General features: G+C 70.8%; 11 protein-coding genes. 4 read left to right on the forward strand and 7 right to left on the reverse strand.

Annotated features, from left to right (window positions below):
* The first annotated feature begins 534 nt into the window (after positions 1 to 534).
* The 3 genes from ACIGXO_RS27885 (at position 535) to ACIGXO_RS27895 (ending at position 4,483) form a co-directional block, all read left to right on the forward strand.
* Positions 535 to 2,637, forward strand: a complete 2,103-nt coding sequence (locus ACIGXO_RS27885) for a helix-turn-helix transcriptional regulator (RefSeq protein ID WP_399792251.1) — start codon at positions 535 to 537, stop codon at positions 2,635 to 2,637.
* Positions 2,634 to 3,611, forward strand: coding sequence for a hypothetical protein (locus tag ACIGXO_RS27890; protein WP_399792253.1), 978 nt, complete (start codon positions 2,634 to 2,636; stop codon positions 3,609 to 3,611). The genes ACIGXO_RS27885 and ACIGXO_RS27890 overlap by 4 nt, the downstream gene beginning before the upstream one ends.
* 176 nt (positions 3,612 to 3,787) lie before the next feature.
* Complete coding sequence (locus ACIGXO_RS27895; RefSeq protein WP_399792255.1) at positions 3,788 to 4,483, forward strand: DUF6339 family protein; 696 nt, start codon at positions 3,788 to 3,790, stop codon at positions 4,481 to 4,483.
* Positions 4,484 to 4,540: 57 nt separating this feature from the next.
* On the opposite strand, the gene ACIGXO_RS27900 is transcribed toward ACIGXO_RS27895, so the two are convergent.
* The 6 genes from ACIGXO_RS27900 to ACIGXO_RS27925 all read right to left on the reverse strand — a co-directional run bounded on the left by ACIGXO_RS27900 (position 4,541) and on the right by ACIGXO_RS27925 (position 15,167).
* Positions 4,541 to 5,686, reverse strand: coding sequence for a DNA cytosine methyltransferase (locus ACIGXO_RS27900; RefSeq protein WP_399792257.1), 1,146 nt, complete (start codon positions 5,684 to 5,686; stop codon positions 4,541 to 4,543).
* A gap of 94 nt (positions 5,687 to 5,780) precedes the next feature.
* Positions 5,781 to 6,827 (reverse strand): DNA cytosine methyltransferase, encoded by a 1,047-nt coding sequence (locus tag ACIGXO_RS27905; protein WP_399792259.1) that lies wholly within the window; start codon positions 6,825 to 6,827, stop codon positions 5,781 to 5,783.
* Between the two features lie 273 nt (positions 6,828 to 7,100).
* A complete protein-coding gene (locus tag ACIGXO_RS27910) occupies positions 7,101 to 10,763 on the reverse strand; it encodes a multicopper oxidase domain-containing protein (RefSeq protein WP_399792261.1) in 3,663 nt (1,220 codons plus the stop codon).
* Between the two features lie 301 nt (positions 10,764 to 11,064).
* A complete protein-coding gene (locus ACIGXO_RS27915) occupies positions 11,065 to 12,393 on the reverse strand; it encodes an ammonium transporter (protein ID WP_399792263.1) in 1,329 nt (442 codons plus the stop codon).
* Positions 12,394 to 12,552: 159 nt separating this feature from the next.
* Positions 12,553 to 14,217, reverse strand: a complete 1,665-nt coding sequence (locus tag ACIGXO_RS27920) for an AMP-binding protein (RefSeq protein WP_399792265.1) — start codon at positions 14,215 to 14,217, stop codon at positions 12,553 to 12,555.
* Positions 14,214 to 15,167: a cyclase family protein gene (locus tag ACIGXO_RS27925; RefSeq protein ID WP_399792267.1), complete on the reverse strand. Its 954-nt coding sequence runs from the start codon at positions 15,165 to 15,167 to the stop codon at positions 14,214 to 14,216. The genes ACIGXO_RS27920 and ACIGXO_RS27925 overlap by 4 nt, the downstream gene beginning before the upstream one ends.
* On the opposite strand from ACIGXO_RS27925, the gene ACIGXO_RS27930 reads away from it, so the two are divergent.
* The gene (locus tag ACIGXO_RS27930) at positions 15,157 to 15,483 is read left to right on the forward strand and encodes a DUF397 domain-containing protein (protein ID WP_399792269.1); all 327 of its coding nucleotides are present in this window, start codon (positions 15,157 to 15,159) and stop codon (positions 15,481 to 15,483) included. The genes ACIGXO_RS27925 and ACIGXO_RS27930 overlap by 11 nt on opposite strands.
* Here ACIGXO_RS27930 and ACIGXO_RS27935 read toward each other — a convergent pair.
* Positions 15,452 to 16,531, reverse strand: a complete 1,080-nt coding sequence (locus tag ACIGXO_RS27935) for a phosphotransacetylase (RefSeq protein ID WP_399792271.1) — start codon at positions 16,529 to 16,531, stop codon at positions 15,452 to 15,454. The genes ACIGXO_RS27930 and ACIGXO_RS27935 overlap by 32 nt on opposite strands.
* Between the last annotated feature and the right edge of the window lie 423 nt (positions 16,532 to 16,954).

Genomic DNA, 16,954 nt, shown 5'->3' on the forward strand with positions numbered 1-16,954 from the left:
TCGAGGCCGGTGCCGGGAAATGGTCGGAACCGATGGTGGAAGTCCTGCGATCGCGAGGACTGCCACCTCGGGACGCATCCGTGAGGGGCCGGGTGCGAGAGGTGCGGGCGTGCTGGGACTACGCGAGCACGAGGCGGCCCGTCACCGGGTCGCGCGGTGCGGAGAATCGACGGTCGTACACGAGGCCCCCTGCCATGTGCTGGCGTGACGACGGAACAAACCGTCCACGCCTCCCCGAACCGAGCCGGAGTGGTCATCCCGGTCGGTGAGCCGGAACTATACCTGGGATGCTCCTGTTGTCCATTCGGCCCTGAGGAACCGTCAGGGGACAACCCCGGGTACCTTGAACCGAACCTGAAAGAAACGAACTTGGGGCGCGGGCAGCCATGACAGCGATACGGACCACAGAGCTACCGGCATTCACCATGTACAACGAATTTTGACACGATGACTCGTGTCAAAATTGCCTGGTAGCATCGTCGGGACACCCCGATCAGGGGAACTGACAAGATCGACGGAGGTCGACCCGCCGCAATGACAGGGCAGCAAGGAGAACCCTTCGGGCCGTGGCTCGGGCGGCAGCTTCGCCGCGCCGGCATGACGCAGGCGCAGCTCGCCGCCGAACTCGGCAAGACGCGGGCCGCGGTCTCCGCGTGGATCACCGGCCGCGCCGAGCCGCGCGAGGACGCCAAGCTGAAGATCGCCGAAATCCTCGGCACCGACCTCGCCTCACTCATCACCCGCGTCGCCGACGTCCCGACCGCCCTCCCGCTGCGATGGCAGCATCGCCCGGCGCACGCCGACGGCGGCCGCGAGTACGGCAACGTCGCCGCCTTCGCCTTCGATGCCGACCTGTCCGTCCTCGCCCGAGAGGCCACGCAGAACTCGCTCGATGAACGCTTCGACACCCGTGAGCCGGTGCGCGTGCGCTACACGCTCCACGAGCTCAGCGGCGAGCATCTCGATGCCTTTCTCAAGGCTGTGCACTGGAATGAACTGAGCCGACACTACGAAGAAGCCGCCGCCGGCCGACAGAAGGTCTCCCGCAGCCTGCGCTCCGCGCTCGACGAACTCGCTGCCGATCGCTCCCTGTTGCTCCTGCGGATCGACGACTACAACGCGGCCGGTCTCACGGGCCCGGAGTACAGCGACGGACGGTTCGCCGCGGTCGTACGTCGCACGCTCGATTCCCACAAGGCATCGGGAGGCCGCGCCGGTGGTTCGTACGGCCTCGGCAAGGCCACCCTGTGGGCCACCAGCCGCTTCGGCCTCGTGCTCATCAACTCGACGCTCTCCGAACCGCACGAGGGCCGCACCCATCGACGTGTCGTGGGGCGTCTCGACCTGCCGTGGCACACTCTCGACGGCGACGCGTACGCGGGACCGGCGTGGTGGGGAGAGCCCGACACCGACCCCGAGCGCAAGGATGTCGCCCGCTCGTGGTGGGCCGACGAACAGACGGTCCGCGACCTGCACCTGGAGCGCACGAGCGACGAGCCCGGTACGTCGTTCCTCGTCGTCGGCGCATACGACGCCTCCGGTGACGCCGAGACACTGCAGGAGATGCACGACAAGCTCGTACGGTCGCTCGCCGACGGTTTCTGGGCGGCGATGATCGGTGGTCGCGACGCCGGCCCACTCTTGGAAGCCCGAGTCACCACTCTGCGCAACGGACAGGTGGTGATCCCGGAGGAGCGCGTGGACCCCCACGCCCACCACGCGGCCCTCAGCCGGGCCCTTCAGGCATACCTCGACGGTGAAACCGTCCCCGAGCTCACGTCCGGCGACCAGGTCGTCGGCACCGAAGTCCCACTGATCGTCACTCACCTCAAGGGGAAGGGCCGGCCCCGTGACAAGGGCCGGGAACACCCGGCCGTCCTGCTGCTCACCCCGGCCGACGACACGGACGAGCACTTCAATCGGGTCGTGTGCATGCGTGGCAACCGCATGACGATCGCTGAGCAGCGGCCCCGCGACCTACCGCTCGGAACCATGCCGTTCCAGGCGGTACTCCTCGCCGGCTATGCGACGGGCCGCAAGGGAGAGGACGTCGATCTTGCGGAGGCATTCCTGCGGGCCTCCGAACCGCCCGAGCACGACCGCTGGGACCGAACCGAGGAACTCACCACGACGTATGAGCGCGGCGCGCTCAGTCGCATCAAGGAGTTCCGGCAGAGCATCGACAAAACCGTGCGGTCGCTCGCCGTCCGCCGGGAGATCACTCGCACCGGTGGCCCGGCCGCCCTGCGCGAACTTCTCCGTCTCGACGGAGGCGGAGCATCGGACGGGGTTCGACGCACCCGGTCGTTCCCCACGGTACGCAGCATGAGCGCCCACCTCGAGGACACCGGAGCCTGGAACGTCACAGTCACCCTCAAGCTGCCTGACGCCGAGGACGCCTGGTTGCTCACCCCCGTCGCCAAGTTCGACGTACGTTCCGGAGGCCGGCCGACCGTCGGTTGGTCGCTGCTCGTCGGTTCGGAGAGCTGCCGCGCCGAGGACGGCGACATCATCGTGGAACCCGGAGTGCGGACCGCAGTATTCACGGGTGTGACAGACCCCGACACCCATCCTGTACAGGGCGGTTTCGCGCGTCTCGCCGTCGACATCGTCAAGGCTCGCGGAGGTGCGGCATGAAATCCGTGTTCCCGTACCCGACCGTGTTCGGCGACATCGATCTCGAAGTCGCATCCGTCACCGTGGACGACACACCGCTCCCGTACGCGCAGGTGTCGACGACCGAGCGGACGGTGGCCCTGCACCGGGCCGGCCGTGAGCACTGGGCCCTGGCCACTCTCCACCTCAAGGCCCACCTGCCCGAGTCGGAACTCTCCGAGGGCCCCTGGACGGACGTCACATGCGTGGCCGTCCTCACGGAGAAGGCGACCAACGCCCGCACGACCGCAGGACTCACGCGAAGCCCCGCCGGTGACTGGCGCGGCACCATCGACCTGTTCCACCATCACCACCTGCGCCGTGCCACGCTCACCTTGCATGTGGTCGGGTCGGTCGGCGGCACCCCAGGGCGGCTCATCGGCTCCGCGGAACAAGAGTGGTACGTCGACCTGCGTGAGTCCGCCCCTGTGCGGCGCCGCGAGATCGAAATCGTCGAGGTCGACTTCCGCGACGGTCCGCACGACTGGCTGCGGCCCTTCCAGGACTCCCCCTGGATCGTCGAGACGAGCGCCGACATCCCCACCGTGTACCTCAACACCACCGCTGTGGAGGGTCTGCTGGAGGTCCTCCAGGCGAAGGGCGGCAGTACGGCGGAGCGGATGCTGCGCGACATGACGGCGAGCCAGGTCGCACAGGATGCCTGGACCGCCATGTTCCAGACGGCCATCAGCGACCTCGATGTCGACGAGGACGGCACCCCCGTCATGCCGACGGGATGGCGCGAGGCCGTCGTGCGCATGATGCTCCCCGACGTCCTGCCCGGCCGTGAACTCACCGACGCGCTCTACGAGATCAACGAGCGCCGTACCAAGGGATTCGGCTGGTCCCAACTGCAGACCGCGATTCAGTACGCGGCCGGAAGGCGCAGTCGCATCTCCAAGAAGCTGACCAACGCGGTACGCACCATCGACCGTGCAGAGAAGAGCGTGAGCTGATGGGCCGGGTAACTCCTTACGACGTCCCCCCCGTTCTGGGCCTGCTGCCCGACGCGGTCGTGGCCAAGCACCTCAGCCGTGCCGTCCTGACCGGTCGGGAGGCGCCTCCGCAGGTCGCCTTGCGCAAGGTCGCGATCGCGTTCTCCGAATCCGAGGCACGCCGACACACTGGACCTGTGCGGCAACTGATCGACGAGGCGATGCGACGCTTCGCAGATCAGCGCACCGCTGCCGACGGCTGGCTCGCCCCCCGGCTGCACGCCACGCTCCGCCTGACGAGAGCCGAGGCCGCCGACAGCCGTCTGTGGAACCACCTCGCCCTGCTCGTCGCCCCGGACTACGTGGTCTGGCGCCACAAGGGCACGGAGACCGTCTCCACGGCACGCTTCAGCGGGGCGCACTACACCCAGACCTTCTCCAGGCTGTGGTGGGCGGCAGAACTCTTCCGGGACGGAGCCGACTACCGCCCGGTGGAGACCGCCTGCCGGGTGCAGGATGTCCTCAACACCACTCTGCGACTGGACGTCATCGACCATCGCCCGACGGCCCTGGCGATCGTGCAGATTGTGGACCGCCTGATCGCCTCCGCCACCCCGCGTCCGGGCGACCACGTCAACGCCCTGTCCTCTGCCGTCAACACTGCCGGCAGCACGCTCGTCTACGACGTCCTGGCACCCGACCCCGGCGGCGACGGCGAAGCCCTCCTGGAGTGGATCGCCGAGGCGCAGGATGCACCGGCCGTTCCGTGGGAGCGAGTGCCGGACGGGCCCGACGACGGTCGAGTGAGCTCACGATCCGTGGACGTCCTCGTCACGCTGTTCGAGAAACTTCTGGCGGAGGCGCCCAGGAGGCAGCGTCGAGCGGCCCATTAGATCGACGTACGACACAGGGCCGCCACACATCACTCAGCGGCCGGTCGGGGCCGGCCGCTACGGCCGAGCCCATTCCTCCAGGCGCTTCCACACCTGTTCCGTGGGCTCGTCGAGCCCAAGGGCGGCGCTGAGAATGTGCACACCCAGCCGCGGTGGGACCGCGTTTCCTATCTGCTGGGCGATGGCACCGCCCTTCCAGGGGTAGGCCCGCGGGAACGACTGGAGTTGCCCCGCCTCCGGTTCGGTGAAGCGGCCGATGTACCTGCCGTCGAGCGTCTCCAGCCGGTTCCGGGAGATCTTGCCGGTGACTGTCGCGGAAGGGGTCGTCGATCTGCGACGTCCGCGTGCCTTCGGGTCCCCGCCGGTTCCGTAGTTCGACACGACCACGAACTCGTCCTCCCGGCCCAGTGCTTTCCCCATCGACACCCACTCCTCGAGTCCCGGTGCGCCCTCCGACGGCTCCACTCCCTTGCGGTACCGGCGGTGCGTCGGCGCGGGAAAACGCGGATGTTCGCCGAGGCGTGCCAGGAGCACGGCACGGCGGCGGGTCTGTGGCACCCCGTACTCCTCGGTGTGCAGCACGAAGGCGCGCGGCGACGACTTGGCCGACCGGGCCGAGGGGGTGGTCCCGACCAGGGACAGCGGGAGTGCGTCCTCCGGGTCGGCGCCCTCGGGCAGCGGGAACTTGTAGCCGATCCGTTCCAGGACCGCCCCCATGGCCTCCCATACGGGAAGCACGGCGGGCACCTGCTCGAGGACGATGGCCTCGTACGGTCGGCCCAGGAAATGGGCCTCCAGCGCCCACTTCAGAGGCTGGAGGACGAGTGCGGTCCGCTCGTCGTCGAAGGTCTCGGCGATCTCGGCCTTCTTCATCACGAGGTCGAGGTCGTTGATCTCCTTCGCCGCCCCGAGCTCGTTCACCAGCGACAGGACCCGGTCGAGCGCCTTGCGCCCCGCGCCCGAGCCGGCCACGGTGAAGGTCTGACACGGCGGCCCGCCCGCCAACACGTTCGCTTCGCGGACCTGCGGGCTGTCGGGACCGTAGTCACGGACATCACCGTGCACGGTGAGCAAGTCGGCTGCCTGCCGCGTCTCGTACGCGTCGTCGTCCCATTCGATGCCGATGGCCTTGACGGGCATGCCCTCGGTGTTGAGGATCTCGGCGGCCAGATCGAGCCCCCCGGGCCCCGCGAACAAGTCCACGATACGAAAACGTGCAGACGAGAACTGAGTGGACTGAGCGGCGGTCATGGTGTGGGAGTCTATCGGGATCCAGCTGGGAGCAGAGCCACGCCCTTCACTCGGCAAGGAGCGCTGCCCGGATCGAGAGGCCCAGGGCCTCGGCCAGCGGGGGCGGCGTCGCATTGCCCACCTGCCGGTAGCGGGCGGTCTTACGCCCCATGATCTTCCAGTCGTCGGGGAAGCCCTGCAGGACGGCGACCTGTTCGACAGTGAGCGGCATCATGCCCGCGCGCCCCAGTTCGGGATCCCAGTGGAAATCCGGGCCCGGCACGGCGTCCGCGATCGTGCCGCCGTCCACCCCCAAGCGTGCCCACGCCCGCTTGGACCCCGTCATGCCGAGATCGGCACCGCCTCTGTCCCACGATCCGCCGACGATCGTCGGGGCGAGACGGTCGGCCTGGGCAGCCCACTCGACCGCGCGGTGCCATCCGCCGGCGGCCATGGATTCCCCGAGCGCCATGCCGACAGTGATCGGCGGATCGAGCAGCGGCTCCGGGGAGCGGAAGCGGTCCAGGCCGTCGCCCTTGAACGCTATGAGGACCCCCTCGGCGCGATCCTGCGGAACGCCGTGGTCGGCCGCGTTGCAGACGAACCATTCGTGCTTGTAGCCGAGGTGGTCCAGTTCCTCGGCGACGAAGTCACGCAGGGGCGCGTACGCGTCCTTGGTCACTACGTCCGGTACGTTCTCGAAGAGCACGGCGCGGGGCTGCACGCCGTAGATCAACTCGATGGCGGCCCTGAACAGCCCCAGCTCGACGTCGTTGCTCCTCGTGCGGTTGACGGCCGCGGTGCCCTTGACCCGGGGAAGCCCTCCGGCGAGGAGGTCGACGTCGTATGCCTTCTGCTCCTCCGCAGGGTCGAAGTCGACGAGGTCGATCTCGCGCACGTCCCAAGCGGGTCGGTTCGCGCGCAGCGTTTCGCATGCCACCGGCCGGTTGTCCAGCAGCAGCACGGGGTCGAATCCTGCGCGTTCGAGGCCGAGGGCGAGGCCACCCGCGCCCGCGCAGATCTCCAGGCAGCTCAGACGCGGATCGAGGCGATCCGCGAGGTGTCGTTCCAGCGGCGTCGGCTTCTCGATGTGGTCGAATTCCGCCGTCGTCATGGAGTGCGCACCTCTCCTGTCCGCAGTACGTGGTCCTCTTGGGCAACACGGGGCCCGGGTCCTCCACGGTCCCGATCCCGGCTCAGTACGCCGACTCGGCGGTCGGGCAGGTTATCACGCGACCTGTTTCGACCGGTGGCCGGGCGGCTGCCAACAGTGGGCGTGGTCCTTCGGCGCCACCGATGGCGCTCAGGGGCCATCTCCGGATGGCCCCTGAGGCGTTTCCACGGCTATTGCGGCCGCGCCGGACCGGCAGCGCGGGCCGTCAAAGGGTCAGCCGCGGACGCGGATGAGGCCCCACACCCCCTCCGAGAGCGTCCAGCGCAGCACTCCGCTGCGGTACGCGTAGTCGCCGGGGCCGCCGGCCGTCAGGTCCAGGGTCCGTACGCTGCCGGGGCTCAGCGCGCCGAGGGAGCCGACCCGCGGCCGGTGCAGGTGTTCCTCCATCGGCCAGGTCGCGCCGTGCACCTCGAAGCTGTGGTTGCGCGGCTTGTCCGTGCCGAAGACGAGGTGCAGACGGATGCGGTCGCCCGATCGGCACTCCAGCAGTGGTGTCGGCGGGCGTGGGTCGGCCAGGGACGGGCGGGACGGCACCAGGTGGGCGCTGCGGTAGTTGATCCCCTTCTGGCCCGCGTCCTCGGGGTCCTCCTGGAGGTCGCGCACCGGCTGGTCGGGGTCGCCGTCGTGGTAGTGCCGCATGCCGTCCTGGACGATCAGGACCAGCTCGTGGACCGGTGGCCCGTCCGGCCCGCGCAGCAGGGTCCGCGCCCCGGTCCACCGCTCGGGCGTGACCTCGGCCGGCTCGACGATCAGGGCGCCGATCAGCCCGCGGTGGCGGTGGGTGCGCAGGTCCGCGCGGTCCTGGAGGAGGACGGCGCCGGGTGTGTCGGCGTACCAGCGGTACACGATCTCGTCGCCCGGGCCCACCGTGCCGTCGGGGTTGCGTCCGATGTGCGCCCCGTCGCCGGTCCGTACGTCGTAGCGGACCAGGCCGCCCGCGTGCAGCGAGACCCGCTGGGAGATCTCCCGGGTCGCGGGATCGTCCTTGGCGGGCAGCGGCGGGTCGAACGGGGTGGGCGTCAGCGGCACCGCCAGCTCGTTGCGGAGCCGGACCTCCACCCACTCGCCGACGCGGCAGCGGATGACCATCGGCTCGTTCTCGGGCTGGCCGTCGGTGCGGTACTCCACGCCGAACGGGTCGGAGCGCTGGTCGCTGTAGCGCAGCTCCTTGCTCCTGGCGCGTACCCGGTAGCGCCGGGCCTGGGAGGAGCGGAACGGCGGCAGTGGGTCGGCGGTGCGGCGGCCGGGCAGCGGCGGCAGGTCCGGCTGCTCCTCCTCGTGCAGCCGGAAGAGCCCCCAGCACCCCATCCAGGTGTCGTCGATGCCGGCGAAGTGCCACAGGTAGTCGCCGGGCCCGCGGTACTCGTCGAGGTGGAAGCTGAACGCCTCGGAGATGCCCAGCGTCTGGTGGTCGCGCAGCGGCGACGCCGGGTCGTCGCGCCAGGCCCGCCAGCGCATGCCGTGCACCATCAGGCCGTGCTGCTCCTCGTGGGAGCCCTGGTACAGGCGCAGCCGGACCGGCTCGCCGGGGTAGCCGCGGAGCACCGGCGTGCCGGGGTCGCCGTGCTTGTCGCTGGAGAACCAGTCGGCCGGCTCGTCCCCCCTCTCGTGCAGCGGTTCGCAGCGGTAGCCGACGGCCATCGCGCCGTGGTCCTCCAGCTGGCCGGGGAAGTCCGGCGGATTGATCGGGTCGTCGCGGCCGTCCTTGCGCTCGAAGAGCGGTACGAAGTCGGCGACGCCGAGGATCTGTTCGCGGAAGGCCGTGCCGTCCGGGAGCCGCACCACGGCCTGGTTGGCGTTGCGCACCTCGCGGTCGTGGTCGTGCGGGTCGACCCACACCGCGCCCTCCGGTTCGGCGATCATGCTGCCGAACAGGCCGTGCCGCTGCCGCTCGTTGGCGAGCAGGTGGTCGTGGAAGAAGACGACACCGAACTCCTCGTCGCAGTACCAGCGGTACATCCAGGAGTTGTACCGGGCGAAGTCCTCGGCGCCCTGGTCGGTGGTGGTCGTACCGGAGAGGTAGTTCCAGCCCACACTGGCGCCGTCCGACACCAGCGGATCGAACTTGACCAGGTGCACGTGCAGTCCGCACTCGACCTGGAAGGGCAGTACCTGGTCGAAGGCGGTCTCCTCCTGGCAGCCGACCGGCAGCGCGTTGGTCAGCGTGAACTCCAGTACCTCGCCCTTGCGCCCGCGGATCGCGATCGGCTGGACCTGCCGGTGGCCCTCGGCCAGCTGCCGCCGGAACTCCTCGACGCCGCCCGCCTCGTCTATCTCCTCCTTGAGCGCGAAGAGGACGCCGCGGGGGTCGTACCAGCGGCTGCCGTGCCCGGCCTCCCCGCCCGGGTGGCCGTTGCCGCCGTCGAAGTAGGTGACCGGCGCCTCCAGCACCACCAGGTGGTAGCGGCGGACCGGCGGCGTGACACCGGCGGGCGTCACCTTGGTGAACGCCTCCCCCGGCTGCGGATCGTCGACGAACGCCGCCCGCTCCAGCTCCGTGGGCTCCCGGCCCATGCCCGCGGGCATGTGCGGGGTGCGCGGCGGGCGGGGCGACTTCTGCGGGAACTCGCCGGGGATGAAGGCGGGATACCCCGGCCGCTCGGCGGTCGGCGGCTGTGGCTGCTCGGGGTTGCCGGGCAGCGGCCGCAGTGCCGCGATCGGCGTGTCGTCGGGGTACCGCCCCGAGCCGTCCTGCAGCTTGTCGAAGATCCGCCAGATCCCCCACATCCCGGAGTGGAAGTGCGGATACAGGTGGCAGTGGAAGATCGCGTCGCCGGTTGCGCGCTGCACCGAGCCGGCGGTCGTCTCGATGGTGAATGCCTGCTGCGGGCCGATGGAGATGGAGTCGATCAGCGGCGAGTCGTCGTTGCCGGGCACCGCCCGCCACTGGTGCAGGTGGAGGTGGAAGACGTGGGTCTCCTTGATTCCGGCGTGCAGCAGCCGGATCCGCGTGCGGTCCCCGCGGTAGGCGCGCAGCAGCGGGGTCGACGGGTCGCCGAACAGCCAGGAGCTGTGGTGCTGTTCCTCGCCGACGATCTGGTCGCGCACCGGGTCGATCTCCCCGTTGGCGAGCATCCGCTCGTAGGCGAACGCGCGCCAGCCCATCGGCTCGGTGCGGTAGCTCATCAGCATCATCGAGGCGGCGTGCGCGTCGTCGTGCCCACCGCCGTGCTCGGGGTCCTGATCGCCGAAGATGTCCGGCGCCAGCCGTTCGCCGCCCGCGGCGACGGAGTGGGTGTGCGGACGCGGCAGGTCGCAGTGGTACATCGGGTGCGGCGGCAGGACGGGGTTGTGGTTGTGCGTCTCGTCGTGCATGAAGATCGCGTACTCGCGGAAGCTCGGCTCACCGGGCACGTGCACGTCCGCGTACAGGCCGGACGCCAGCGGACCGCCGGTGACCGGGTCGGTCCAGGTGGCACCGCGCGGCTCCACGATCAGGGCGCCGAACAGGCCGTGCGCGTTCGAGCCGTGCTCGGCGCCGCGCAGGTCGGCGAGGTCGCCGAAGAAGAACGTGCCTTCCTCGTCGCACCGCCAGACGTAGGTGCGGCGGCCGCCGTCCGGGTCGGCGGCGGAGTCGGGATTTCTGCCGACCTTGCCGCCGTCCGCGTCGAGGACGTCGTAGCCGACGCCCTGGGCGTGGATACCGGCGCGCTGCGGCAGTTCGTTGCGGAACCGCACGACGACCTTGTCGCCGGCGTTGGCGCGCAGGACGAGCGGCCGGACGAGCGGGTGCGGCTTCGGGAGCCGGTCCGGCTCCTCGATCGGATGCGGGAACGGGTCCGGGAACTGCTCCCGGATCCTGCGCAGCTCGGGCTCGTCCGCCGCAAGCGCGTAGATCATCCCGTCCGGGTCGTGGTCCCCCCACGTGTCGTACACAATCGGGACTTTGAGTGCCACCACATCGTATGTGCGTAATGCCATGAGGCATCCCCCTGTGATGTGAAGTGTCATTTCATGCGGAAGATGACACGGAGCTAGACGGCCCCTCACTTCACCCGGGTTGCTCACGGACGGACGGCACCGGGAGCCCCGGAAGCACGACGGCGCGCCGCGGCGCGGTCCCCTCGTTGCGGTAGGCCCCCCTGTGCAACGAAATGAGCGGTTCTCCGCCCCTGGACCGCGCCGGCGCGCCCCTCGTGCCGATCCCCGTATCAGCCCCCGTATCAGCCCCTCCGGTTCAGTCCCCCGGCTCGCGGTCCGCGCGGTGCTGGGTGGTGGTGGCGCCGGGGAGGTGCGTGACCGGGTCGCGGCGGCCGACCGTGCCGTGGCCGAGTACGCCGTGGTCGTAGGCGGTTTCGGCGTGGACGGTGAGGTCGAGGCCGGCCCGTTCGTGGTCGGGGTCCGCGCGGAAGCCCATGACCTTGTCGATGGCCTTGCCGAGGGCGTAGCTGACGAGGAAGGCGTACGCGCCGGTGGCGAGGACGGCGATCAGCTGCTTGACGAGCTGGCCCGCGCCGCCGCCGGAGAACAGGCCGGCCGGGCCGTCCGTCATGGCCGAGGTCGCGAAGAAGCCGATGAGCAGGGTGCCGATGACGCCGGCGACGAGGTGCACGCCCACCACGTCCAGGGAGTCGTCGTAGCCGAAACGGAACTTCCAGTTCACGGCGTACGAGCAGACCACGCCGGCGGCCAGGCCGATGGCGAGGGCGCCCCAGATGCCGACCGAACCGCAGGACGGGGTGATGGCGACCAGGCCCGCGACCGCGCCGGAGGCCGCGCCGAGCGTCGTGGCGTGCGCGTCCCGGCGCTTCTCCACCAGCAGCCAGCCGAGCAGGCCGGTGCAGCCCGCCGCCTGGGTGTTCAACAGCGCCATGGCCGCCTTGCCGTCAGCGGCGACCGCCGACCCGGCGTTGAAGCCGAACCAGCCGAACCACAGCAGCCCGGCACCGAGGATCACCAGCGGCAGGCTGTGCGGCCGCATCGCTTCCTTGCCGAAGCCGAGCCGCGGACCCAGTACCAGCGCGAGCGCCAGGCCGGACGCGCCGCAGTTGACCTCGACGACGGTGCCGCCCGCGAAGTCGAGCGCACCCAGCTGGTCCAGGATCCAGCCGCCGGGCGCGAAGACCCAGTGCGCGACCGGTACGTAGACGAGCAGCGTCCAGAGGGCGGCGAAGGCCACCCACGCGCCGAAGCGGGCGCGGTCCGCGATGGCACCGCTGATCAGCGAGACGGTGAGGATCGCGAAGGTGAGCTGGAAAGCGGCGAAGAGGGCGGTCGGGACGTGCCCGGTGACGCTCTTCGGGCCGATGCCGTGCATCCCGAGGTGGTCCAGGCCGCCGATCAGGCCCGCGCCGGTGTCCGGAGCGAACACCAGGCTGTATCCGATCGCGAGCCAGACGACGGTGACGACGGCGATCGCCACGAAGCTCATCATGAGCATGTTCAGCACGCTCTTGGAACGCACCATGCCGCCGTAGAACAGCGCCAGGCCCGGCGTCATCAGCAGGACCAAGGCGGTGGCTGCCAGCAGCCAGGCGGTGTCTCCGGAGTCGATTCCGGCAGGCATGTGTGTCAACCTTCCCGCCCGGCGGGGGTGACAGGGGGCGACGCCGGGCCAGGGAAGAGAGTGACCCGCCGCAATTTCCGGTCTCGAACATCGACGTTTCGACGATGTTTCGCGTTACCTCGGCGTTTCCCTCGCCCGGCCCGGTGTGACCGCAGGGTGTCAGGCGCGTACGTCCCGCAGTTCCCGGCGCAGGATCTTGCCCGTGGCCGTTTTCGGCAGATCATCCAGGAAGGATATGGAGCGCGGGTATTTGTAGGCCGCCATCTGCTCCTTGCAGTACCCGATCAGCTCCTCCTCGGTGACGGATTCGCCCCGTTTGACGGACACGAACGCCTTCACCGTCTCGCCCCGGTACGCGTCCGGCACGCCGACCACCGCCGCCTCCCGGACCGCCGGATGGCCGTACAGCACGTCCTCCACCTCGCGCGGCCACACCTTGTACCCGGCCGCGTTGATCATGTCCTTCTTGCGGTCCACGAGGTAGAACCAGCCGTCGGCGTCCATGAAGCCGACATCGCCGGTGCGCAGCTCGCCGCCGGGCAGCGCAGCGGCGGTGGCCTCGGGCTTGTTCCAGTACCCGGGCACCACCTGCGGCCCCGACGTGGCGATCTCGCCGACCTCCCCGACCGGCACCTCCGCGCCCTCCTCGTCGAGGATGCGCACGACCGTGTTGAAGACCGGCACGCCCACCGACAGGGCACCCGACTCCGGGTCGACGGGCGCCTGCGCGCCGAGCGGGACGGCGTGCGAGGGCGAGTTGGTCTCCGTCAGCCCGTAGATGTTGTGGATGTACCGCCCCGTCGCCTTCTCGAACCGCTCGTTGACGGCCGGGGCGATGGGCGCGCCGCCGGAGTAGACGACGCGCAGCGAGGAGAAGTCCTCGCGGGTGGCGTCCGGGGCACCCGCGAGGCTGATGAAGACGGTGATGGCGCCGACCGTGAACGTCGGCCGGTGCTCGCGCAGCGCGTCCAGGACGACTCCCGGGTGGAAACGGTGCGCGAGGACCAGCGGGCACGGCAGCAGCAGGGCAAGCGCGAGATGCCCGATCAGCCCGGTGATGTGGAACAGCGGCGCGACGCCCAGAATGCTGTCGTCCTCGCCCAGCCGCATCCACTCCCGGTACGTACAGGCGTTGAACAGCATCGTGCCGTGTGTGTTCAGCGCGCCCTTGGGCTCTCCGGTGGTACCGGAGGTGTAGGTGAGGACGGCGATGTCGGCCGGGGCGGGGGACGCGGGGGCGGGCGCGCGGCCCGCGTAGCGCTCGATGAGGGTGCGGAGGTCGAGGGTGCCGCGCGGCCGGCTCCGCCGCACGCCGTCGAAGAGCCGCGGGTCGTCGCGCGTCTGCCAGTCCAGCGCCGAGCAGGTGACGACAGTGGCGACCTGCGTGGCACCACCACCCATGACGCCCTTCGCCACGTCCTCGTACAGCTCGTCCAGGCACAGCAGCGCGCTCGCGCCGGAGTCGGTGAGCAGATACCGCAGCTCACGCGCCTTGTTCATCGGGTTGACGGCGACCGCGGCGCCACCGGCCTTCCAGGCGGCGAGCAGGCCGATGACGAACGCCGGGCCGTTCTGGAGGTACAGCGCGAGCCGGTCGCCGGGCGCGAAGCCGCGCTCGGCCAGGGCGACGGCGAGCGCGTCGGAGGCGGCGTCGAGGTCCGCGAGGGTGAGGACGCCGTCGAAGTACCGGATCGCCTCGGTGCCGGGGCTGCGCTCGACCGAGGCCCGGAAGGCGTGGAGGAGGGTGGGGTGCTCGGGCGTGATGTCGGCCGGCGTGCCCTCGGCGTACCGCGCCAGCCAGGGACGCTCCTGGTACGCACTCACTTGATCACCACGGGGTTGACGGGGGCGCCGGTGGCGCGGTGCACCTTCAGAGGCGCCGCGGTGTAGAGGAAGGTGTACCGGCCGTCCTCCGCGCAGCTCGCGGCGAGCTTCTCCAGGTCGCAGATCTCGGTGAGGGCGATGCCGAGGTTGCGCATCAGGGCGCAGTGCAGGGGCAGCGCGAAGCCGGTCTCGGGCTCGACGGTCCGCTCGTTCGCGATGGTGTCCGTGACAAGGTTCGGGATCTCCCGCTCCTGGAACCACCGCACCAGCCCCGGACTGTACGTCAGCCCCGGCTCGCAGAAGTCCTCGTAGAACGCGTCCCCCTGCTCATGGAACAGTTCCAGGAAGTTCGTCCGCACCAGCAGGATGTCGCGCGGCTCGATCGCGGTGCCCTGGGCCGCCGCACATGCCTCCAGGTCCTCATGGGTGAAGGTCTCGCCCTTCTCCAGGGCCTTCTTGCCGCGGAAGCGCGCCATGTCGAGCAGGATGCCGCGCCCGGCCACGCCCCGCTCGGCGATCGGCTCGACACTCGCCCTGTCCAGCCCGCCGACGGTGGTCCGGGCGTCGTACCCGTTCCAGATCTTGCCGCCGTACCAGACGTGGCCGAGCGCGTCGTACTGCGTGGACCCCTGCAGAAAGGCGTCGATCCTGTCGTCGGCGTAGTGCAGACCGCCCGGGGCGGCGGGCGCGTCCGCGCCGTCCCAGCTCGACTCGTCCACGACCATGGTGCGCTCGGCGGGCGACCGGCCCGGCCACACGGGGTCGCCCTTCGGGTCACCGATCAGCCGCTGCAGGGTGAAGACCTGCCCGGAGCGGATCTGCGCCGCGCCGCGCAGCACCTCGGCCGCGTCGAGGTAGTTCAGCGCGCCCACCTCGTCGTCCGGCCCCCACTTGCCCCAGTTGGTGGGGGCGTCGCGGAGCAGCTCTTCCATGGTCGTGATGTCGGTCATCGAAACGCGCCTTCCTCGCTCACGGATCAGGCCGGGGCACCGCACACAGGGACTGACCAACCGCTCGGTTTGGCAATGCGCTGACTACTGTGAATCAACCTTCAACTACCCGTCAACGGGTCGGCCGGAGGCGCGAGAACCGATCGGGGCGGTGGGCGATCCGCTCGACATCGAACGTGCCAGTGACGCTGCGGGGTCCGGTGCGGCGGATGTCGTGCACGTCCGCGACTCGAAGGCGATGGGCGGGCCCGAGATGCGGGTTTCGGGTGCGTCGTGGGCGGACTTCATCGCGTACGCGGTGTCGGGGTCCGGCTGACGGTCGCCTGTACGCCCGTGGCCAGGGCCAGGGCGGCGATGTCGGAGCCCGAGCAGCCGCGTGAGAGGTCGTGCAGGGGGGCCGCCAGGCCCTGGAGGAGCGGGCCGATGGCGGTTGCGCCGCCGAGGCGTTGGGCGATCTTGTAGCCGATGTTGCCGGCGGCCAGGCCCGGGAAGATGAAGGTGTTGGCCCGGCCCGCGACCGGCGAGGCGGGTGCCTTGGCGCGGCCGATCGCGGGTACGGCGGCCGCGTCGTACTGCAGGTCGCCGTCCACCTCCAGGCCCGGATCGGCCGCCCGGAGCAGGCGTACCGCGTCGCGGACCCGGTCTACCTGGGGGTGCTGCGCGCTGCCCTTCGTACTGAAGGAGAGCAACGCCAACCGCGGGCGCTCGCCGGTGAGTTGCTCGTACGTGGTGGCCGTGGCCCGGGCGATGTCGGCGAGTTCGGCGGAGGTGGGGTCGACGACGACGGCGCAGTCGCCGTAGCCGAGGGCGCGGCCGTCGGGCAGGACCATGAGGAAGCTGGAGGAAAGCGTGCGGATGCCGGGCTGGAGGCCGACGACGTAGAGGCCGGCGCGCAGTACGTCGGCGGTGGGGCGGTTGCTGCCGGCGACGCAGCCGTCGACGTCGCCGAGGCGGAGCGCGATGGCGGTGAGGTAGAGGGGGTCGGCGGCCAGCTCGCGGCGGTCGTGGGAGGTGAGGCGGCGGCGGGCGGCGAGCGCCTCGTCGAGGGCGTCCGTACAGCGGGAGTCGCCCGCCATGTGGGCCGGGTCGAGGACGTCGAGTACGTCCGGGTCCTCCGGGAGCTTGAGGTCGAGGGTCGCGGCGAGTTCGCGAATGCGAGCGGGGTCTCCGGTGAGGACCGGGGTGACGGCGCCGTGTTCGGCGAGGTGGGCGGCGGCCCACAGTGCACGGGGGTCGGTGCCTTCCGCTAGCGCGATGCGGGGTTTGCGGTCGGACGCGCGGAGTCTTTGCGCCCAGGTGGCGAGCAGGGTCTGCACGTGGACGGGGCCGTCCGCCTCCGGTGAGTCCAGGGGGTCGATGAGCATGTGCGGCTCCTTGGGGGGGGCGGGGGGACGTGTTCCGGCTGCCCGCCGGTGGGGGTTCCGCTGTGCCCACCCGTTCCGCCCTGCGGAACGATTGCCCACAGCGGGGGGTGGAGGTAATGGCGCGGCTGCCCACAGCGGGGGCGGTAGGGGAGCTGCGCGGAGCGGCAGCTCAGGGGCGCGGGGAACTGCGCGAGCGGCCACGACGGTGGCGCACCCGCCGACGGCGAGCACCGGGCACCCCGGAGGGCGAGACCGGCGAACCCCGGGCGCAAGCCCGGCGCCGCGCGCGTTGAGGGTCACGCGCGGCGCCGGAGCCGGGCGCGGGGGCGGCCCCCCCCCCGGGGGGCCCGGGGGGGGGGGCCCCCGCCCCGGGGGGGGGCCCCCCCCCCCCCGGCCCCCCCCCCCCGGCGGCACCCCGACCGG

It is taken from the genome of Streptomyces sp. NPDC053542, from assembly GCF_044544685.1.
Lineage (GTDB): Bacteria > Actinomycetota > Actinomycetes > Streptomycetales > Streptomycetaceae > Streptomyces.

Bases quoted from the DNA above. Each gene is read 5' to 3' on its own strand.
- ACIGXO_RS27905 (WP_399792259.1), bottom strand. From the start codon at position 6,827: ATGACGACGGCGGAATTCGACCACATCGAGAAGCCGACGCCGCTGGAA.
- ACIGXO_RS27925 (WP_399792267.1), bottom strand. From the start codon at position 15,167: ATGACCGACATCACGACCATGGAAGAGCTGCTCCGCGACGCCCCCACC.
- ACIGXO_RS27885 (WP_399792251.1), top strand. From the start codon at position 535: ATGACAGGGCAGCAAGGAGAACCCTTCGGGCCGTGGCTCGGGCGGCAG.
- ACIGXO_RS27930 (WP_399792269.1), top strand. From the start codon at position 15,157: ATGTCGGTCATCGAAACGCGCCTTCCTCGCTCACGGATCAGGCCGGGG.
- ACIGXO_RS27935 (WP_399792271.1), bottom strand. From the start codon at position 16,531: ATGCTCATCGACCCCCTGGACTCACCGGAGGCGGACGGCCCCGTCCAC.
- ACIGXO_RS27890 (WP_399792253.1), top strand. From the start codon at position 2,634: ATGAAATCCGTGTTCCCGTACCCGACCGTGTTCGGCGACATCGATCTC.
- ACIGXO_RS27915 (WP_399792263.1), bottom strand. From the start codon at position 12,393: ATGCCTGCCGGAATCGACTCCGGAGACACCGCCTGGCTGCTGGCAGCC.